Annotated in this window: 19 protein-coding genes; 14 read left to right on the forward strand and 5 right to left on the reverse strand. The window is 61.8% G+C overall.

The window, feature by feature from the left end; all coding sequences use genetic code 11:
• The first annotated feature begins 1,147 nt into the window (after positions 1 to 1,147).
• Positions 1,148 to 3,385, forward strand: a complete 2,238-nt coding sequence (locus tag HYG77_RS35735; RefSeq protein ID WP_244461545.1) for an FtsK/SpoIIIE domain-containing protein — start codon at positions 1,148 to 1,150, stop codon at positions 3,383 to 3,385.
• A 133-nt stretch (positions 3,386 to 3,518) separates the two neighbouring features.
• On the opposite strand, the gene HYG77_RS35740 is transcribed toward HYG77_RS35735, so the two are convergent.
• The 3 genes from HYG77_RS35740 to HYG77_RS35750 form a co-directional block, all read right to left on the reverse strand.
• Positions 3,519 to 4,274 carry a hypothetical protein gene (locus HYG77_RS35740; protein WP_244461546.1) on the reverse strand — a complete coding sequence of 252 codons (756 nt, stop codon included), beginning with the start codon at positions 4,272 to 4,274 and terminating at the stop codon, positions 3,519 to 3,521.
• A gap of 388 nt (positions 4,275 to 4,662) precedes the next feature.
• Positions 4,663 to 5,292: a hypothetical protein gene (locus HYG77_RS35745; RefSeq protein WP_005560269.1), complete on the reverse strand. Its 630-nt coding sequence runs from the start codon at positions 5,290 to 5,292 to the stop codon at positions 4,663 to 4,665.
• A gap of 82 nt (positions 5,293 to 5,374) precedes the next feature.
• Entirely contained in the window at positions 5,375 to 5,641 is a 267-nt protein-coding gene (locus tag HYG77_RS35750; RefSeq protein WP_208964330.1) for a hypothetical protein, read from the reverse strand.
• Between the two features lie 312 nt (positions 5,642 to 5,953).
• Between HYG77_RS35750 and HYG77_RS35755 the strand changes: the two genes are divergently transcribed.
• The 3 genes from HYG77_RS35755 to HYG77_RS35765 all read left to right on the forward strand — a co-directional run bounded on the left by HYG77_RS35755 (position 5,954) and on the right by HYG77_RS35765 (position 9,040).
• The gene (locus tag HYG77_RS35755) at positions 5,954 to 6,868 is read left to right on the forward strand and encodes a hypothetical protein (RefSeq protein WP_208964331.1); all 915 of its coding nucleotides are present in this window, start codon (positions 5,954 to 5,956) and stop codon (positions 6,866 to 6,868) included.
• A gap of 891 nt (positions 6,869 to 7,759) precedes the next feature.
• Positions 7,760 to 8,380, forward strand: a complete 621-nt coding sequence (locus HYG77_RS40255; RefSeq protein ID WP_236603776.1) for a hypothetical protein — start codon at positions 7,760 to 7,762, stop codon at positions 8,378 to 8,380.
• A 300-nt stretch (positions 8,381 to 8,680) separates the two neighbouring features.
• Entirely contained in the window at positions 8,681 to 9,040 is a 360-nt protein-coding gene (locus HYG77_RS35765) for a hypothetical protein (RefSeq protein ID WP_005560273.1), read from the forward strand.
• 23 nt (positions 9,041 to 9,063) lie between these two features.
• Here the strand turns inward: HYG77_RS35765 and HYG77_RS35770 are convergent, their stop codons facing one another.
• Positions 9,064 to 9,663 (reverse strand): helix-turn-helix transcriptional regulator, encoded by a 600-nt coding sequence (locus HYG77_RS35770; RefSeq protein WP_348273608.1) that lies wholly within the window; start codon positions 9,661 to 9,663, stop codon positions 9,064 to 9,066.
• A 319-nt stretch (positions 9,664 to 9,982) separates the two neighbouring features.
• On the opposite strand from HYG77_RS35770, the gene HYG77_RS35775 reads away from it, so the two are divergent.
• The 4 genes from HYG77_RS35775 to HYG77_RS35790 all read left to right on the forward strand — a co-directional run bounded on the left by HYG77_RS35775 (position 9,983) and on the right by HYG77_RS35790 (position 13,195).
• Positions 9,983 to 11,188 carry a hypothetical protein gene (locus tag HYG77_RS35775; RefSeq protein ID WP_244461547.1) on the forward strand — a complete coding sequence of 402 codons (1,206 nt, stop codon included), beginning with the start codon at positions 9,983 to 9,985 and terminating at the stop codon, positions 11,186 to 11,188.
• A 68-nt stretch (positions 11,189 to 11,256) separates the two neighbouring features.
• On the forward strand, positions 11,257 to 11,586 hold the full coding sequence (locus HYG77_RS35780; protein ID WP_208964333.1) for a hypothetical protein: 330 nt from the start codon (positions 11,257 to 11,259) through the stop codon (positions 11,584 to 11,586).
• 120 nt (positions 11,587 to 11,706) lie between these two features.
• On the forward strand, positions 11,707 to 12,333 hold the full coding sequence (locus tag HYG77_RS35785) for a hypothetical protein (protein WP_208964334.1): 627 nt from the start codon (positions 11,707 to 11,709) through the stop codon (positions 12,331 to 12,333).
• 82 nt (positions 12,334 to 12,415) lie between these two features.
• Positions 12,416 to 13,195 carry an alpha/beta hydrolase gene (locus tag HYG77_RS35790; protein WP_280123345.1) on the forward strand — a complete coding sequence of 260 codons (780 nt, stop codon included), beginning with the start codon at positions 12,416 to 12,418 and terminating at the stop codon, positions 13,193 to 13,195.
• 1 nt (position 13,196) lies between these two features.
• On the opposite strand, the gene HYG77_RS35795 is transcribed toward HYG77_RS35790, so the two are convergent.
• A complete protein-coding gene (locus HYG77_RS35795) occupies positions 13,197 to 13,979 on the reverse strand; it encodes a helix-turn-helix transcriptional regulator (protein WP_208964336.1) in 783 nt (260 codons plus the stop codon).
• Between the two features lie 806 nt (positions 13,980 to 14,785).
• Between HYG77_RS35795 and HYG77_RS35800 the strand changes: the two genes are divergently transcribed.
• The 6 genes from HYG77_RS35800 (at position 14,786) to HYG77_RS35825 (ending at position 20,116) form a co-directional block, all read left to right on the forward strand.
• Positions 14,786 to 15,493 (forward strand): SAF domain-containing protein, encoded by a 708-nt coding sequence (locus HYG77_RS35800; protein ID WP_208964337.1) that lies wholly within the window; start codon positions 14,786 to 14,788, stop codon positions 15,491 to 15,493.
• Between the two features lie 45 nt (positions 15,494 to 15,538).
• Entirely contained in the window at positions 15,539 to 16,318 is a 780-nt protein-coding gene (locus HYG77_RS35805) for a hypothetical protein (RefSeq protein ID WP_235214920.1), read from the forward strand.
• Entirely contained in the window at positions 16,315 to 17,961 is a 1,647-nt protein-coding gene (locus HYG77_RS35810; RefSeq protein ID WP_208964338.1) for a CpaF/VirB11 family protein, read from the forward strand. The genes HYG77_RS35805 and HYG77_RS35810 overlap by 4 nt, the downstream gene beginning before the upstream one ends.
• Positions 17,961 to 18,836: a hypothetical protein gene (locus tag HYG77_RS35815; RefSeq protein ID WP_128643708.1), complete on the forward strand. Its 876-nt coding sequence runs from the start codon at positions 17,961 to 17,963 to the stop codon at positions 18,834 to 18,836. The genes HYG77_RS35810 and HYG77_RS35815 overlap by 1 nt, the downstream gene beginning before the upstream one ends.
• Complete coding sequence (locus HYG77_RS35820; RefSeq protein WP_007299973.1) at positions 18,833 to 19,732, forward strand: type II secretion system F family protein; 900 nt, start codon at positions 18,833 to 18,835, stop codon at positions 19,730 to 19,732. Before HYG77_RS35815 ends, HYG77_RS35820 begins: the two co-directional genes overlap by 4 nt.
• Before the next feature lie 126 nt (positions 19,733 to 19,858).
• On the forward strand, positions 19,859 to 20,116 hold the full coding sequence (locus tag HYG77_RS35825; protein ID WP_005560295.1) for a hypothetical protein: 258 nt from the start codon (positions 19,859 to 19,861) through the stop codon (positions 20,114 to 20,116).
• The last annotated feature ends 62 nt before the right edge of the window (positions 20,117 to 20,178 follow it).

The following is a 20,178-nucleotide window of genomic DNA, read 5'->3' on the forward strand; positions in this document are numbered from 1 at the left end:
AGTTCCATGCTCGCCACGTCCTTCGAGCCCGAAGGCGCCGCGGCGACTAAATGGACCTGGCGAACAGCAGGTGCGGCCGCTGCGATCTCGCCAGAACCACTGAGGCAGGACATGCGAGACCAGCGAGATCAGTGGCATGGCGCAAGGACAGGTGTCCTGTGACAGAAGACCTTCCTTTTTGCCAATGAATCTTGCTTATCCCGGCTGTCTCGCCACTGTAGTTTGCTCGGTTCGAGTTCATCCCACCCTGGCCGGCAGGCCAGTTCGCAGGGCCGATGCGAATCACCGCAGCCTGCCGACGGTGCATGAGCAGACGGCAACACACGCCGGTTCAAGCAAGATTCACTGGCACACAGCGCCCGGCGGCCATGTCACCAACCCCCGAAACGCTGACAGGCACACCCGAATCCCGCCAGTCAAAATTCCTCGGCCCAGGTCACAGCTCCGCACCGAGGACAATCCCGTGTCACCGGACAACAGGTACGCAAGCGAGGCTCAAGGAACGATCAACACGCGTGAGGTGGGTTGTTGCCTGAGCGGAAATATACCCCTACGCGGGGGATTCGCTCCGATCCATGCTCTCTGCGTTGCGCTGTTCGGAGCCTAACCCACGTGTCAAGGGGGAGGTGGTGTAAATCGGGGATGGGGATTGCCGTACCGGCATGGCGGTGTCGCAAGGTCGGGTCAATGGGATGAGGATAGGACGCCTCCCAGAGGACTCCACCATGAGTCGATCAGCACACCGCTTCCAGATGTGGAGCGAGCACGGACCAGAAAACTTGGGCACCGCGTGTCACACAAGCTCCCTTACCGGGGTCTTCCTCCGAGTAGGAGAGATCAATCAGCGGCGAGGTGGTGTGCTCGCTAGCGCAGGAGGGAGCAGCGTGGAAATGCGAACTGATCAGCGAACTGCGAACGCAAGGTGGTCGCAGCACGGATCGGCAGTTGGATACGCGGAGTCAGGAAGTACGAATCGGCGAGCGGAAGGCAATCCCAGTGCCGGCACGCTCGTGATCCCCTCTGGTGAAGGCGAGGCCTGGCGATGACAACCACACCTCCGCAGCAAAGTGGTGCACGGTTCGCACGCTCTCCCCGAATCAGTTCCTTGCCACCGCGGCCGCACACCTGGCTTCGCGACAGCTTCTGCTTGGGTACCACCGCGGTCGGTGCCAGCGCCGCCGCTCCGCTGTTCGGATACAGCGCCCTCGCGATGCCCGTCGCGGCGGGCTTGTCGATCGCTGCCGTCTACGCCGGAGTAGCCGGAAAACGTAAGCAGCTTCGCGATGTCGACGTCGATGAGGTGATCGAAAGGCTGTGCCCGATCGTGGGGCTGCCGGAGGCCACCCGGGCGGTGCTGTCGACGTCGAAATGGAGTCGTGGATGGCCGGGACTTCCGGGGAAACTCACCGTGCACTACGACTCGACACAGGCACTGAATGACGAGACGTGGCTCGCTGATATCTGCGGGGTCTTCGAAGATCAAGGGTGGGGTTTCTTCGAACTCGACAAGCACGACCCCGCCCGCCGGCGCCTGATCTTCACGCCCGCTGCCGAGCCGGAACGAGAAGTCTCCGACAGCGACCAGGTTGTGCGCGCGAAGCGGATCATCGCCCAGCTGTTGGGCCCGACCGCGACCGTAACCGCGATCGACGTCGCCGCCGAAACCGGCGAAGTGACCTCAATGGAAGTACGTCACGAACTTGGTCCGAAACTGGAATCGGATGGCTACCGGACCCGCGTCGAACGAGGAATGAGTGCGACGTTGCCCGGTCGCTGGCGAGCACGGTGGAACCTTGAAACGGATTGGGTTCGATTCGAGCAACGCACCGCATTCCCGGACAGCGTCTGGTTGCCGGCACCGGACCTCGACCCCAGGGCCGATCTCCTGGCCAGTTACGACTCGGTGGAAATTCCGTACGGAATCGACGAAGACGGCAACGAGGTTGTGTGGCGGCCGGCGATCGACCCGAACCTGATGCTGATCGGCCCACCCGGAAGCGGTAAGACCGTGACCGCACACAATCTGTTGGTCAACTTCTCGCGACGTGGATGGCCGATCTGGGTCCTCGACGGCAAGTACGTCGAATTCCTGGGATTCCAGGACTGGCCCAACGTACAAGTCGTCGCGACGACCATCGAGCAGCAAGTGGCGTTGGTCCACCGCGCCCGCAATCTCATGGAGTTCCGCTACCAGAAGATCGTTACCGGCGAGGCGACAGAAGCGGACTTCGAACCAGTACTGGTCTTTCTCGACGAATGGGCGGAGTTCCGCGGCAACGTCGAAGATTGGTACTCCAGGGTCAAACCGAAAGGCGGCGCCCGACAGCCACCGGTGCTCAACATGCTCGCGTCAATGGCACGCAAGGCCCGTACCTCGCGAGTGCATCTGGTCTTCGGAACTCAGCGTCCCGACGCGCAGTACTTCCTCGGCGACATGCGTGACAACTTCGCCATGCGTATCTCCATGGGCCGGCTTTCACCACAAGGGGCGCTCATGATGTGGCAATCACCGACGATCGGTACCAGCGTGCCCCGCAAGTGCCGCGGCCGCGGCACTACCGTCACCGACAACTATCAGCCCATCGAGATCCAGTGCTACCGCGTACCCGACCCGCGCAAGACGCGCGCTGGCACCTTCGAGTCCGATCTGCTCGACACCCTCCGACCCTCGATAACACGCCATCCGCGATTGCTGATCGTCCCGCCGGACGAACTTTCGGACATCGACGCCACCGACGACCCGTCAGAACCGGCGCCGCTGACGTACTTCGACTACATCGAGGCCGAATGGGTACTGGCCAGCGACCGACCCGACCTCGATCCGGTACTCAGAAGAGCGAAGATGACCCACGAAACCGATCGTCGTCTCGCGTCACCGACGGCGCTCCTCGGGCTACTCGGGGACCGCGCCGAGCCCACCAACGAAGCAGCGGTCGAACTCGACGACTACCGCACCCCGACAGCCGCCGGCGCCACCGATGCCGCCTCGTTCCTCGATCAGCTCTCCGCTCCACAACAACTCAGTGCATCCTCCGCCGCGCGAGGGGAGTTCTCACGCGCTCGACTAGCCCTGGTCAAAGAGCCAGCAGTACCGCCGGGCGTCGGAGCCGAGGTCTTCGACATACCGGAGGATTCACCTGACACCTACGAGGACCAGTACGGGCCGGTCCGCGATGTTCGCGCCGCCGATGTCGCACTCGGAGACCTGTTGCTGATGGAACACATCGACGAATGGGTCGTCGTAGACACCGATCCCGAACCGGACATCATCGAAGACTCATTGCTGTCACTGACCTGGCGCAGCGACACCGACGAGTTCGGCGACCTCGCCTTACCTGACAGCTCCTACGTATCGATTCGCAAACCCACCCATGTATCTGGCTGAGCTGGCAACGGACGACTGTCTGCGCCGGACTCGCCGGGCTGCGAAGCAGCCGGGGCGTAGAACTACGCCCAACCTCGCTCCTTTCGACTTCTGACCAGGTCCCCCCGAGCGCACGCGGCCGGCGTCCGAAGGATCAGGGCTGCTCTTGCGGACCGAACGGGGGAGCTGCGACGAAGGTCCATCCCGACTCGCGGTCCCAGTGCCAGCCTTGTCCGAACCTCCCGATGAGCCACAGGTCCGTGAACCCCTCGGGCAGCTTGGGTGAACGGGTGGGCATCAGGTCGAACTGGAGCGGCGCCGCGAAGTGACGGTACTCGCCGAACTGCGAGTCCGGCACGGGCTCTGGAGCACCGTCGAGGTGGAGGTACACGCCGTGATAGGGGAGTTCCGGTTCCGACATGACCTTTCTGCGGATACCGACTGGGTCCTTATCGTCACTGGCCAGGAACGCCTCGACGACCTGGAGCGTGCTGTCGGGAGTCGTGGTCCCTTTGGCATGCGACATGAAGTCTATGGCCACTCGCGTTGAGCGCTCGCCTTCGCGGGTCCGAACTATCTGGACAACTCCTGCGATGGCGTTGAGTTCGCGTTCGAGCTCCACCGTGCTGGTATCTCGTCTGCCTCGGACAAGGGTATCTACGCCCTTGTCCTCCAGCTTGCGGAGCAGTGGAGTCAATCGCTCCTGCAAGCCCTGAAAAGTCACGCCGAACTCACACATGACAGCCCAACTGCAAGACAGAGTGGAATCGTCGAACCCCTTGAACCGCCGCCGGTATTGGCCAACAGAGCTGCGGTAGTCCGAGTTGGTAATCGAACCCACCTCCAGGACTCCGATGCACCGCCGACACTCGTCGATCTCGGGTTTGTCGAAGACCCGGTAGTCGACCATTCCGTTCTCGCTACCGTCGTCATGCGGGTCCAGCCACACAGAAGAGTTGTGTTCGACTATGCGGTGGGCGAGCAGCTCGACGTCTGATTCGCCCTTCTGAGCACGACCTTTGCGAGCCACCATCACGTCCTTCCTGTCGTTGACAGCCGGCCACCGGAAAGCCAACGGCAGCGGCGCGATGACCCGAGGGGGAAGCCGTTCGATGGCCGAGGCGCCCAGTCAGCCGCTTCGCGTTGATCTTCCCATTCGACGTGAAATGCCGCGTTGCCGCACCGTATTGCGGTGATCTCATGCCAGGCTGCGTGGCGTCCACAGCGGAAAAGCATGGTGTGGTTGAGGAAGCATCCGGAACCTGGTCCGGAACCGTCGGGCTGTTTGGCGAGAGCGGCTAAAGCTCAGCTTTGATCCCTCCGAGGGTGACGTCGGTGAGCTTCCGGATGAACGCAATGCACTGTTTGGCGTCCTCCAATCGAATCGCTGGACCTTGCCCAGGCCGAACGGCATTTTGCTTGACCGCTTGAAGGACATCGACATCCGGCATCGCTTCGTCACCATGGGCGATGGCGTGACGAATCATCAACCATTTTCGAAGGCGATCCTCAACCTCATGAGGCCGGAGAGTCAGCATCTGCCGATTTTGACCCCTGGTCGTCCATGTCCAGTAGTTCCGCGGATCGAACCCGGCGGAGATAAGAAGGTTGCGCGTATTCTGCGCGTTGGGGGTCGAAAAGTTGCCGATCTCGCCAAATACCTGGCCCCGAATGAGCTTCGCGACGCCATATCCCGGATCTGTGGGTTGAGGCATATGGTGTTCGACGAGGAATCGCGCCATGTCTTGCACAACGGCCTGCCAGCTCGCGATGGCAATCACAACAACTGCTCGGTTAACCGACGTCTCGGCAGTTCTCCGGCCGCGTCCGCCCGATCCCGCCCGGTTATGTACCTCGATGAGGTTGTCGCAATGCGTCATCGCGTTGTCGAACTTGCTCGAAACAGCGAGGGTGAGTGCGATGCTCATTGCCGAAGCCTAGCGACTGCGATCCCACCGAAAGTCTGCGGCCATTTCGGTCCGTATAGGCTCGCAACCGGCTGCATTCGCATCAATCTAGGACGTTCAGTGGCACGAAAATGAGGCGAATGCTGGCGCACGGCCAGGGTTGGCGGCACTTGACGCAGTCCGATCCCACGGACTCGTCGGCGGTCGTGTGAGCGTCGAAGCCCTTCTTCAGAACACGCGCGTGCACTCCGAGCTGCTTCGGGTCGAACGGAGTCTTCGTTGCTTCGTGCGCAAAGTGAGCGATCCGATTGGCAGCGGCGTTTCTGATCGACTGGTAGTCGCCATGAGGGGTGTACTGGTCTGTAGTCACTGTGCGAAGGGTATCGGGGCGGGCGATCACCCAGGGATCCCGTGTCGGGAAACGGCCGGTGGGAAGGGCGTCTGACAGCCTGTTCCGGCGGCGAGCTGACGGTCCCTCCAGGGAGAGAGGTTCCTTTCGAATGGTGGTTATGGGCTGAGCAGGGACTACGCCAGTTGAGACATAGAGGCTGGCTTCCCAGGCCACCTCGATGGTCGTTCTGGTAGGGGGATTCGGCTCGAGATCGAACTCTCTATCAGATGGGGATTCCCGCTACGTCGAGTCGGGTTATTCCTCGACACCTGGACCGGGCAGCATATGCCTATGAACTTCAAGGCGGCGTTCAAGCACACGCCACTGTCCGTCCGATGGATTCTCGGCATCATGTTCGTTGCTGGATGGTGCGGAGTTACTGCGGGCGTAGTCGGTGATCTGCACGACGTGTGGACCGGTCTGGCCTTCACTCTCAACGTGTTGACTGCACTGATTGGGTTCTGTATCGGCGTTCCTGTCGCATTCTTCATTATCGCAACAGTCGTCGAACAACGTGCCGACCTGATCGAAGCAGAAGCAATTAACACCCTGACAGCCGAGGCTTGGACGGGGTTTCGAGATGCGGCGCTGAGCCTGTGCGATGACGATCTCGAAGAAGTACTGATCGTTAGAACGCCGCCGATGATCGAACTCTATCGAGCTACTTTGACCTCTGCCCGGCAGCACTTGGATGAAGGCGACGACGAGAGTCTAAGCAACTGTCTGCGTGTTGCTGGCGAGGATCTAAAAGAGATGCTCTTCGCTGCCAAGCCTATGATTCCAGATTCGGCTGACTATCGAGTTAAGTGGATTTCTATAACGAACAAATGGAAATTAATCGATGAGCAGGTGCGTATTCGGCGGATGGAGAAGAACCTATCGTGGCTACACGAAGATGTGGACTCAGTCCTTTCCTCCCTATGCGATCACAGGCGAACGCCGCTCGATGATTTCTATGCGACCTTTAGTATCGGTGCCGGCACAGACCATGTTGTAAGGGCTATGGATCAGGTGTCGAAGCTCTTCTTGAAACTTGCGAATTCTGAGACAGATACGATTAGGAACCTGCTCTTTTCGGATACTGCGTCTCCCCTTCGGTATGGCCCTGAAAAACAGCACGAGTTTAACGCTGATCAGTCTGCTAAGTGGGTCAGGACTCTACGGTTAGCCGTGGCTGGCACTGCAAGCACTCAATTCCCCAGTTAGTGCAACTATTGATCTATTACGATATCCTAGCTGTAAGTCTAGAGTGGATATGAAATATAGATCTGAGTTGTTCGTGGAAAGTGGAGCTACTTGTGCGCATTCTGTGTTATCCACGTCTGTACCCGCTTTCGCTCTTCTCGGTACTTTCGGGCGCCACGGTATTTCAGAACTTCAGTCAACGTATATTTGGGACGCCAGTGTTCACGGATGCGAATGGGTTCGTGCTGATCTAGCTGCATCCGCCATGGGCGTGCCATCGAGTCGCGAAACTCGATCCAGTACACAAGCCCAAGGGAGCGCGCTCCGGCGTAGTAAACTGAAATAAATTCCCCTGGCCGGATATGGGAGTCCTGAAACTCCTGACCTGTACATTTCCGCCCGGAAGCGCTTGCCAAGCTTCCAGCAACCCGGGCAGTTCGTCCATCTCGACAGGCCGACTATCCATTAATCGGTTGATGTAGTCGCGAAAGGGTCTCCGCCCACACAGCACGGTCACATCGAAAATAGATTCGTCTGAATGATTGTGTACTTCCGCCTTTACTGCAAATTTCGTCCAGTAGCATCTCACGAAACGAACATGGCGCGCTTGCGACTTCGCTGCCTGCCATTTATCGATAATGTAGTAAGCAGCGGCTGCGAAAATCGAGAGACTACTGATGATTGCGCTAAACCAAGACGCAACCGTACCCCAAATTGTGACATCGAACGGGAATATCCACAGGTCGCCCCACATTGGACAAGTATCCCTCCCTGGGCGCCGCGGACTCCGAGGTTTCTTATTCTTCGCGCCCATTGCGTTCTTCGCGCCCATTGCGTCGGCCTACCTGCCATCCTGCCGGTGGCCTTGCCCCGTAAGGGTGACATGTCACAAAGGCCCCGCGTGGATCAAATGTGAGATACCCGATTCCAACATACGATCACGCTGACGGATCAAACAGATCCCGTTCCCACACCAACGAGGGGGAGCCAATGAAGCTGGACGAGCTGCGGAAGATCATCCGCGAAACAACGACTGAAGATTGGAATCACATCCACTGCTGGGGTGGTGGCGCCGGGCCAAGCTACCGCGACCGGACGGTCACGGCGTTGGTCGGCAAGACCGACGCGATCGAGAACGAGGTCGAGAGCCATGGCAACGTCGCCATCTTGAGAGACGACATCGATATCTCGATTGCTTGGGGACTCGATCTCGACTTCAGGGGATTGCGCGACGCCGGCAGCAGGCCTCCTCGCAGCTTCGACTGGGCGAAGAACTTCCCCAACGAGGACGTCTGGATCTCAATAGGCGACATCTTCTACCGCGGCTCTCTCGTCGATCGGGTGCTTTTCGCGGTCGTTGACGGAGGTCGCGTCCTCCTGCCCTGGGCGCACGAGCAGTTCTCGGGCCCCGACGAGGGCGACGTTGTCACCAGCAGCTGGGAGTACGATTTCGCGCGGCTCGTCGACCACTTCGAGGGAGTCTCCGAGTTCGATGAAGCCTTCGCTGCAGCAGGGTTCAAGATCGTCGATTGACGTGCCTGCGTGAAGAATCGCCCCCGCCGTCAAGGAGAGCGGGGGCGATTCGATTAGTCTTCAGCGCTACCAAAGTTCGCTGGTCTCCGCTTGCACAGCAATACCGCCCCGACCTGGCGCATTACCTCGGCGGCGGCATCACTCTCGGCGCCGCCCGCGGCTCCGTCGAGATATGCAGCCTGCCTCGGGCGTGAGCTTTACGGCTTTCGCTGGGCTGTGAAAAAGAACGCCGCCATCTGTCACACAAGCCCGCTGCACCGGATCTTCCTCCAGATAGAAGCCAGTTTAGGAGGAGATCCCATGCACCCCAGTCAACCTCAGCGGCCCATCCAACCCGCGCAGAATGCAACAGGCCTGTCCGACGAGGACCAACTGTCTCTGTTGATGGCGGCCCCATTGATTCTGGGCCTACTTGTCGCGGCTCTTCCAGCGATGTCGACCAAGGCAACTGCGTGGCTGCTCGCTCACGATCTCATCGTTGCGGCCTCGGCATCACCGCTGGTGACTATCCCTGGCACGGAAGGTGCAGGCCTCGACCTCCGCCGGCTGATCATCGTCGTGGCAGTTCTGGTGCTCGCTGTGACTCTGGCTCTCAGCGGAGCACGGCGCTCAATCGATCGTCGCCGGCAGCAGCGGTTGCGCCGCGGGGACAGTGCATGAGCACGGGGGTGATTGTTGCCGAGCTATCGAGTAGGAAGCGGTCGATTCCGTGCGCGGATGAATGCGTCGCGGATTGTGCGTTCTTCCAGGTGCAGAGCCTCAGCGAGTGCTGTGGCGTGTCGATCGGACAGGCTTCCTTCGCCCCGTTCGATTCGGCCGATGGTGGTGGTGCTGAGTCCGGTTCGGTTTGCGACGTGCTTCTGCGTCAATCCCGCGAGATTCCGCAGGTCGGCGATGGTCCGACTGTCCTCCGGGACGACGACGAGACGGTCGAGGGGTATTCCCAGCTTTTCGGCGGCTCGGGCGAGGTGGTCGGGCTGAGGGTGCGTTCGCGAGGTTTCCCAGTTGTGGATGGTGGTCGGGTCGACGCCTATTGCGCGGGAAAGGTCGCCGCGCGTGATTCCGGCAGTAGTGCGCGCGTCTTCGAGGGCCTGGGGCTTGAAGCCGTTCAGGGGCGCTCTCACTGCGATTTTCCGTTCATCGCTGGACATCCTATTGAAGATGTAGATACCATCGGTGCATACCGGGTTTAAATTCCAGTGGTAAATGCGATGCGGTGCAGCGCTGATCACTCGCTGAACTCGAACCCGGTGCGCTCGAGTACGAACAGTTCCCACGTACATGCGGCCTGACCAGCCGCTAAACGGAAAAGAGCATCCGATGGCGACTACCGTTTCAGCTGCCCTACCCTTGTCCCAGACTTCTGCGCATCGACGCGACGCACGCTCGTCCGTATGCGCCACTCAGCTAGCTAGACTGAATGCAGCCGGACTCCCCGCCCGGTCTGCTTTGCCCAGTCGCGACGACGGGTGGTTCCAGACATCGCGACAGTCGGGTTTAGGGGGACGTGACGGGCAGGCTTGGACACCTGCCCGTCACGTCGATACATCTGTCGATACGGTTGATGTGCGCTACCACATCAACGCCCTGATGTGCGCCGGCATGACGACCGCTCTGATCGCTGAGCTGGCCTCTGTGCCGGTTGCGACAATCCGGTCGCTGAGGAGCACTTCGACTCGCACGACCACCTCCGCCATCGCGGCCGCGATCCTCTCGATCACTTTTCACCCGAGCCGTGGGCGTGATCTGACCCCAGCAGTGGGGGCTCGCCGCCGACTGCGCGCACTCAATGCCATGGGCTACGGCGATCCGAGCCTCGCTCACCGGTTGAACGTCGAGGTCGACGTCGTCACCTCGATGCCGGAAAAAGGTCTCATCCCGAGCGAGTTGTGGGAAGCGGTCGACGAGATCTACGACGAGCTTTCCATGCGCCCCGGACCCGACGCCGACCTCCGTGAACAAGCACGCGCAGAAGGACTGGTGCCGCCTCTCGGATGGGACGACGACGAGATCGACAATCCTAAGGCGCGTAGTCACGAGCGCGAGCGGGCCACGGGAGCGGTCGCGGCCGACGAGGTCGTCATCGTTCGTCGCCTGAGCGGCGAACAAGTCCCCATGCGCAACTGCGAACGACGAGAAATCATTCGGATGGCCTACGAGCAGCGCTGGTCACCGAGCCTCCTCGCGGACAAGCTCGCCATCAAGTACGACTCGGCCGTGACGGAGCTGAGCCGGTACCGCCGAGCTCTCGTCCAGACGGACGTCGCCGGTTCCGATTCCATGGCGGAGACGTCGACCCCGACCGACGCGCCTACGGGGGAGCGTGGAAAGGGCGAGACTGCTGCAGTCGCTGCCGCGGCCGATCTGACTGACGCACCCGATTCTGACTCTCCGCGAGAAGCAGGAGTTACGTCGGATGCCGCCGAGTCACAGTCGCCCGCCGGCTCTAGGGTGAACGCGTCGGCGCGGGCTTCCGCCAACCGAGTGAGTGCGATCAGGCGCCGCTGGACCGCCTTCACGGTAAGCGCACAGTTTGACGAGGCATCGATCGACTGTGCTCGTTCAGCGCCGGAGGGTGGGGCGCCAGGGATCTGGCAGCTATCCCGGCGCTCGAAGCTATGGCGGCCGGCCTGCCGGTCGAGTTCAACGAGAGTCATACGTGCTGAGCAGAATTGGCCTCACTCAGATGAGCGATGGCGGCTGTCGTCGGGGTTGTCCCTCTTCGCGTCAACGATGGCATCGCCTCGCCGAACAGGCATCGGCACCCCGACTAGGCAGGCCTTGTTCCAGTTCGCTGATACCTGTTGACGCCGGCGGCCGTGTGAGGCATTGCTGTGCACCCCCGATCTCGACCCTTTTGAAGGAGACCAGACCCGATGGCCCTCATAGAAATTCCCGAGGACTTCCACACGGCGTTCATTGCGGCCGCCCACGACGCGAACGATCACAACGACCTTGACCTCGCCGTTGACGAGGACTGCACATACATCGCCCTCAGCAACCTCCCCGGATTCGTCCCGGCTCTTCGGCTCATCACCCGCGGTGAGCATGAAGCCACGGTCGAGATCTGGTCCATCGTCGACCACCAACGAGGCGACGGCAGCTGGGAGCGCACCGAGGGGGTCGATGCCACCACTGTGGTCGACCTCGCCGATCCAACCGACGCTGCCAGGCGCGCCGTCGAGTGCTGGTTGACAACGCTCTGACCTCGGTCGTCCTCGGTCGTGCACGCTCCGCAGTGCGGCGTTTGGCAATTCCACAACAAGCTTCAACCCTGCGCTTGACCCTCACGTCCCACTCACGGGACACGCAGACGGGAAACCATCATGCATGAGTCATTTTCTTCCGCTCTCAATGAGATGTCGGTCGCCGATGCAGTGATGCAGCTGGCGTCCGGAACCGTTGAACTCGCGCTCGACGACGCGCCCGAGTTCGCTCGCTGGTGCTGGTTCGCCGACGTGCTCGACTCAGACTGGGGCTTGACCGGCAGGCTCCCGGCCGCCGGCGACGATGTACTCCACGAACTCGAGCGCGTCGCCGGTATGTGCCGAGCATCGGAAACGAAGGCGCTCAGCCCCGACGCGTGGCGCGCGGCGTACGAGGCCACGGAGAGATTGGCCCTTAGCTCGGCCGTAACCAGTTCAGAGGCCACCTATCTGGCACTTTCGGCGGCGAACGACATCGCACTCGAATGCATCGACGAAACGCACCCCGAGTTCACAGTCGCGATAGCGCTGGCATTCGAGTCCCTCGCCGCCTGTGCGGCGGACTCCGCGGTAGCGCGATGCTGGATCGCCCGCGCTCTGACCGAATGGACGAACCGAACGCACCCAGTCGCGGGCTGCCCTCGAACGGGAGAAGCCCCACCGATCAGGGACACTCGGCAGAACGCGTCGATAGTCTCCGCAGGTTGTGGCGAGAGGGTCTTGTTGAGAGTGAGCGGCAACCTCTGAAAGGGGACTGGCAACAGCGCTCCATGAGGCTCGCCTGGACCGGGGATAGTCACCTCACCCTAGGATCGGCTACGTGCCGACAGTGACAACGCCCGACGCCGACATTTTTTACACCGACAGTGGGGGAGGGGGGCCAGTACTTCTACTCGGGCACGGGTTCTTCATGGACTCATCCATGTTCTCGCCCCAGGTGCGCGATCTAGCCCCGGACCTCCGGGTTGTGACCTGGGACGCGCGCCGCCACGGACAAACCACCGATACGGGTACGCCGTTCACATACTGGGACCTCGCACGCGACGCCCTCGCCGTCCTCGACGACCTCGGCGTCGAGAAGGCAATCATCGGTGGCATGTCCCAGGGCGGCTACACCGCGCTGCGCACAGCACTCCTCGCACCGGAGCGCACGACGGCTCTGATCTTGCTCGACACGGAAGCCTCAGCCTGTACCCCCGAGCAGAAATCCGGATACCGCGTCCTGTTCGATCAGTGGTGCAGCACAGAGCCACTCGACCCCCTCACCAGCGCACTTGCCCCCCAACTGATCGGTGGAGAACCTGCGGATTGGACGTCGTGGATCAGCAAATGGAACAGCAGCGATCGCATGGCTGTCCGACCAGCCGCAGAGTGCCTTATCGAACGCGACGACATCGTGGACCGACTCTCCGACATTGACGTTCCGGCGTTGATCATCCGCGGGGAAAATGACCTGTCAGCGCCCGCAGAGAAGGCGGACGAGCTCAAAGCAGGTCTTCCCGGTGCTGCGCCAGTTGTCACGATCCCGGTGGCCGGCCATGCCGCAAACTGGACACACCCTGAGCCGGTCAACGCGGCGATAGCCGCGTTCGTCAAGACGCTCGGCTAATTCAGGAGGCGGGGAGGCGCACTCCGAGGTACATCTGCAGTGGATACTTGCCCCGCATCTCCGCGTGGACCTGCACGTGCACGCTGTATCGCTCACCGGTCTCGGCGTCGCGGAGGTGCATGAACGGCTGGTGCCGGCCGAACCGAACTTCTTCGCGTGACCACAGTTCGCGGAAGAGAGGGAACTCGCTCAACTCTTCGAGGGTTTCCACCGCCCAGTCGGGGTTGTAGTAGCGGCCCATCAACGCTCGGAACCAGCTGACGGTCAAGGCGGCTTCCGCCTCCCACTCCACCATGACCTTCATTGATGACGGAGTCGAGAAGAACCAGCGCAACACGTTTCCCTCGTCGACCAGTCCAGGGAACGCCTTGTCGTACGCCGAGTTACAGTCGATGACATTCCAGCGTTCGTCGAGGTACGCCACCAGGTGCGGGTTCAGCGCCGCGATGGCGGTCTTCATATCGGGTGTGATCAGTGTCCGATAGTCGCCGATCGTCCAGGGTGTCGTGGTGTCCTCACGCTCGGTCTGTGTTCGCCGTGCCAGATTGAAAAGGTGCCGACGTTCTGCATCATCGAGACAGAGTGCGTTGGCGGTGGCGTCGAGAACCTGTGGAGAAGGACTCGCGTCCTTAACGTTTCGTTCCAGCCGCGCGATGTAGCTGACACTCGAATAGTTCTCCGCGCCCAGTTGGGCCCGAGTCATTCCATCCGGGTGCTTCGGCGTTGCCCGGGTGCGCCGAGCACGGATGAAATCACCGAGACTCGGCGGACTGATCGACTCCATTGCTTGGCCTTTCCGATAGCGAATCCAGCGGCATTACCCTACTCCCGGGGAATGTCAAGCCTTGTAGGTAACACTCTTGAGTGTTACCCCCCTGCTGGACAACGCAGTTCCCGACCTGATGGAATGTTTTCCCAGAAGACTCACAGCTGCGTGGCAGGCAGACGAATGCGGGTCGACAGTCGCGCCGAGGGGGAGGGCCCAGGCGGGTTGCAGAGGGGAAAGCGTTTATGCCACGTGCAGCACAATGGGGTTCACGTGTGCGATCGACGGGGACGATGCTCGGCGTTCGGCTCCTCGTGCTCGACGTGGCACGGCACGGATCGCTAGTCGTGCTGAGGCGATGGTCGGCCCAAGCAGAGACTCCCAAAACGGGCCGTAGGAATGTTTACAAGGACCATTTCGAACCCGACTGTCCATACGGGGCAATAGAAGTAGTCGGTCAACGGCATGCCGCGCAGTTTTCCCAACGCCGGATAGTTGGAACCGTCGTTTCCGGCACCCGAGGTCGGGATATCGCTGGACGCACAGGTTTTCATGTACATACCGCCGGAAACGTAGCGGAATGCACTACTGCCATGGCGAGCAACACGGTCGCCGCCCCACCGAAATCCGCCACGCAACGCAGCTGGTTCACGCCGCCCAGCGGCGCCCTCACACGCGCCGGACCAGTCGCACCGGATGGCGTCACCAGTCCGTCGGAGCTTTGCAGGTGACGTGGTCGCAACAAACTTGTCCAGGTCGCTCTCTACTGTTCGCCGTACGAAAGTGTCCGATATGTCCACACGTCCACTGTGAAGGACCACCACATGGCATCCCTGCTGACCAAGCAAATCGACAAGCTCCGCTCGTCCGGGGATGACCTGCCCCCGGCGCACAACGGCGCAGATCAGGACGACCTACCCGATCTGAATACCCGCGCGCGCGTCCGTCGACGCCCCATTTACCTGGCGGTCGGTGTCGCACTCGTTGTGGTGGCAGTGATCGGCATGCTCACTGCGGTCAATGCCATGCGCGCAACCACCGATGTGCTCGTTCTGACGAACGAGGTGCAGCAAGGCGAGACGATCGAGTCCAAGGACTTGGCCGCCAAATCGGTAAACGTTGATGCCGATCTCGGGGCGCTGCCCGCCAGCGAACGCGGCCGGGTCGTAGGAATGAGTGCCAGCACTCGGCTGCCGGCCGGCACCGTCTTGCTCCCGTCCGCGATCACCGATCAGGTTGTTCCGGGTGAAGGCCTCACGATGGTCGGCATCACGGTGAGCTACAGCCACCTCCCCTCCGAGCCGATCGTCCCCGGTGACATGGTCCGTGTCGTGGACACACCACGCGACCAGGACGACCCGCCCGTACAGGGCCCGATCAACACGAAGGCGCAGGTGTACTCCACCAAGGAGATCCCCGAAGCCGGCGAGACAACGCTCAACCTGCTCGTGCCCGAGGCAGAGGCCAACTGGGTCGCCGCCCGCGGCGCCACCAAGCGTGTCGCGATCGTCCTCGACAACCGAGTGCGGTGATCGGAGATGTTTTTGGCATTGACATCCGCCTCACGCTCACCCGGTGTGAGCACCACGGCGCTCGCGCTGGCCCTGAACTCACCGACCGACCGGACTCTGCTCGTAGAAGCGGATGCAATCGGGTCCTCGCCGGTCCTGGCCGGATACATGCTCGGAAACCACTATCACGATCGTTCCTTGATCAATCTTGTCGACGCGAATCGTCACGGGCGCCTCAAGGCTGCTCTGACCGAGCAACTCATCCAGATACCGGAGTCGTCGGTGTCATTGCTTCCGGGGCTGGTCCACTCCGCCCAGGCAGATGCGATGCGGCCCGTGTGGGGACCGTTGGGTGTCCACTTGGCCGGATTGAGCGTCGACGACACCAACGTGATTGTCGATGCCGGCCGGATCGGGCAACGAGGCGCTCCGGTCGAACTGATCGTCAACGCGACAACGATCGCAATCGTCACCCGCACTGAGCGAACGGCAATCGCAGCGTTACGCGCCTCGCAGAACGCCCTGCGACAGCAGCTCTCCGCGGTGCAATCACGGGCAAGTCTGGGGTTGATCCTGATCGGTGAGTCCCCCTACAACGCAGAGGAAGTCACGAAAGTCACCGGTCTTGACGTGATCGCGGTCCTGCCCGACTCCGATGACGCCAAGGTCTTCTCGGACGGGTTGTCCATCAGCAAATGGCGCCGTCGCCGCTCGATCTACCTGCACACCCTCCACCGCAGTACCTGGCCGAAGATCACCAAATTCGCGGTGAGCCATCAGGCGGACTGGAAGTCCGGTCCCGCGCTCAATGCTGCGCTGCCGACACTGACAGGAGAACGTCGATGAACACCGACGACGCGACTCAGCCTCCGCAGAACAAGATCACGGAACTCCCCTTCTTCTCAGCCCCGATCCCGGACGCCGACCTCGCAGGTGGGGGCCGCAGTTCGGTATCGGAAATCACGCTCCCCGACACTGATCCGTTTCGATCGCTTCACCTACACGAACTGCCACCGGCCAGCACCAATGGGCACAGCGGCACTGCGCGACGGTCCGTGCCGCCGGCCGCGAAGGCCAAGGTCGATCGCGCCCTGGTCCGCGCTCTGCAGAAAGAAGCTGCGGAACTGTTGCGTGACTACCGGTCAGCGCGTGACCGCGAGCGCCACGACCCGAAGAACGCCGGCAAATACTTCGCCCCGTTCACTGAGGAGGAAGAACGCGAGTTCGGCCGTGAGACGATCACCGGCCTGGTCAAGAACCACGTCCAGAAGACCATCAACTCCGGCGGTGAAGCCTTCACCATCGTCGAAGAAGAAGCCCTGATCAAGGCCATCTTCGACGCGCAGTTCAACCTGGGCCCGCTGCAAGAACTCGTCGAAGAGCCGCACGTCACCGACATCTTCCTCAACGGTGCGGCCGTCTACGTCAAGTTCCCCGACGGGCACTATGAACACCGCGACCCAGTTGTCGACACCCCCGAGGAACTCCTCGAGTGGATGGGACTGCTGGCCTCACGCGCCGACAACGGCGGCCGGCCATTCTCCCGGCTCAATCCGTCACTGCGTCTGACAATGCGCGGAGGCCACCGACTGTCGGTCATGGGCTACTCGGTCAAACGGCCCTCGGTGGCAATTCGCATCCACCGCCTCAAGAACATCGCCCTCGATCAACTCGCCGTCGAACATCGGATGATGCCGATCGAGCTCGCGACCATCCTCTCGTGCGCGGTCCGAGGCGGTGCCTCGGTGGTCACCGGCGGCGGAATGGGCTTCGGAAAAACGACCTTCACGCGTGCACTGGCCAATGCGCTTCCTCTGCAGACGCGAATCGGAATCGCGGAAACCGAACGGGAACTCTTCATCGACGAACTGCCGGGCCGCGAGGATTTCGTGGTCGACGCCGAGACAATCCTGGGCGGCGGAGAACGCGGTGCAGACGGCGAGCTCGCCGGCAGCTACACCCTCTCGGACATCCTGTACGAGTTCGTGCGACAGCAGCTCGACTACATGATCGTCGGTGAGGTCGCCGGTCACGAGGTCCTCGCACTTCTCAAGGCACTGCAGACTGCCAGAGGCGGGCTATCCACGACCCACGCTTACACCGCTCGCGGTGTAGTCGACCGTCTAGTGAACCTGGCGACCGAACCCCCGATGAACGCGACGGTGGACTACGTCGAACGCCAGCTCGCAGAGCACATCGACCTGATCGTCCAACTCGGCACGAAGGTCCGCGTCGATGGCGAAGGATCACGCACCTCGGTCCGCTACGTCGACGAAGTCGTCTACGTCGAGCCCGGCGACGACAAGAAGCCGTCCTTCTCCACGATCTACCGGGGATACTCGGACGGCACAGGAGAATTCGGATCCATTCCACAACCTCTGCTCCGCAAGCTGCTCGCCGGCGGATTCAAGCGAATCAACCTCCCCAGCGACAGCCTTCGCCACTTCGACGAAGAACGCGACCTCTACGACGATGAAGAGGTGGCGTGATGTATCAGCAAATCGGCATCTTCCTGGTACTGCTGCTGTGCGCCGGGGTCGCCTGCATCGTCATGGGATGGAAAGACCGCCGCGATCCCACCGCGCCCACGCGTCAGCGCCGGCGCCGCAGCTCGTCGAAGATCCCGCGTAGCACCCAGATCCTGCTCGTCGTGGGCTTCGCCGCCGGCATCATCGTGTCGTCCCTCTCGGGTTGGCTCTTCACCCTCTTTCTGGTCCCCGCGCTGCTGGTCGGCTTGCCGTACCTGCTCGGGCGCCCCGAAGCAGAACAGCAGATCAGTCGGCTGGCGGCCATGGACGAGTGGGCCCGCAACCTCTCCAGCAGCATGAAGGCTGGTTCGGGAATCGAACACACCATCATCTCCACTCCGATCCCGGAAGCGCTACGGGAGGAGATCACGGCGTTCATCAGCCGCCTGCGCAACAACGTCCCTCCGGTAGATGCGATCACACGTTTCGCTTCGGACCTCAACGACAGCGTCGGCGACAAGATCTGCGGAGCCTTGCTACTGAGCATGCAACTGCGGGGCGTTGGACTTGCAGCCGTGCTCGAAGGCCTCGCCGAAGACGTCGGCGACATGGTCGCGCGCCGACGCCGCACCGAGGCCGACCGCAAATCCAGCCGCACACAGGCGAAATGGGTCACCATCATCGCGATCACAACACTCGCGGCAGCGTTCCTGTTCACCAACTTCATGGAACCGTACAAGTCGGGCGGAATGCAGATCGTGCTACTGATCCTGCTGACCCTGTTCGCGGCCGACCTGTACTGGATGAAGCAGGCCACCAAACCGCCGACCTACCCCCGCTTCATCGGCACCAATGATCGCGTCAACCGCACCGACCTCGTAGGAGCGCAGCGATGAGCATTCAGATGACGGTCATCCTCTACACGAGCGTCGGAACAATCGGCATCTACCTAGTCGCCCTCTACTTCATGCGCGCACAACCCGCACTCAGCGATGCCATGTCACGCCTGTCCGGACCGGCCCCGGAGCGCACGTCGACAGCCGGAACCTCCCTGATCGACGGGATGGCGAACAAACTCGGCATCCGGGTCCACCCCTACCTGCAGGACAGTAAATTCTTCACGCTCCCCAACGCCGATCTCGCCCTGCTGCACCGAGATCCTGCCCACGTACTCGGGGAAAAGCTCGTCGCAGCACTGCTCGGACTGCTCATCTTCCCCTTCCTCAACCTCGTCCTGACTGCATTCGGGGTCGGCCTGGGATGGTCCATCCCGGCCATCCTGTCGATTGCGACCGCCTTCCTGCTCTTCCTCATCCCCGACATCGAGATCCGACGCCGGGCAACCGCGGCACGAGCCGAATTCGCGCAGGCACTGAGCTCCTATATCGATCTCGTCGCGCTGTGCCGACGCGGTGGAATCGGCACCACCCAGAGCCTCGAGCGCGCTGCGCAGGTGGGAGATTCATGGGTGTTCCTGCGCCTCGACGAGGAACTGTACGAAGCCGGGCGCTCCGGCGAAGCCCCGTGGAATGCCCTGACACGTGTCTCCCATGAGCTCGGCCTGACCGAGCTGGGCGACCTGGCCGACATCATGAACATGACCGGAGACAAAGGCGCATCCGTCTACGCATCACTGCGGGCAAAGGCCGCGGGCCTGCGATCCGCTCAGGCCAGCGCAGAACAGGGTGCGGCAGCGGAGGCCACCGAAAAGCTGGCTATGCCACTGGCCGGACTCGCCGGCTTGTTCATCATGCTGCTGCTCATCCCGGCACTGACCATCATCACCGGCTAGTCCGATTCGATGGTGCGCCGCCGGCGCCGCGAAAGGAGCGAGACGCCCAGACCGCCGAGCCTGGCCGGTCACGATCACCCAGTCCAGCTCACCTGCTACACATCGACCAAACACAAGGAGCCCACCATGAGCATCACCACCGTCGCCACCGCCACCCGGCGCACCGCCCGCGAGGCCGTGACCTCCTACATCACCCTCACGATGATGTTCGTCGCCGCACTGGCCGGCACCCTCCTCCACCGCGCCGGCGGCAAAGACTCAGACCGCGGACCCTCCACCCTCGAGTACGTCTTCCTCGCCGTCCTGGTCGTCGGCGCCGCCGCCGCAGCCGGTGCGATCGTCGTCCGCAAAATCATGTCCCGCGCAAACGCGATCCCCGACTGAAATCAGACAGCGCTGAATCGATTGGAGAGACGGTGACTTCGTGACATACCTCGTGAGGGTCT

Origin of the sequence: Rhodococcus sp. ZPP (genome assembly GCF_017656075.1) — a bacterium.
Taxonomy (GTDB): domain Bacteria; phylum Actinomycetota; class Actinomycetes; order Mycobacteriales; family Mycobacteriaceae; genus Rhodococcus_F; species Rhodococcus_F oxybenzonivorans.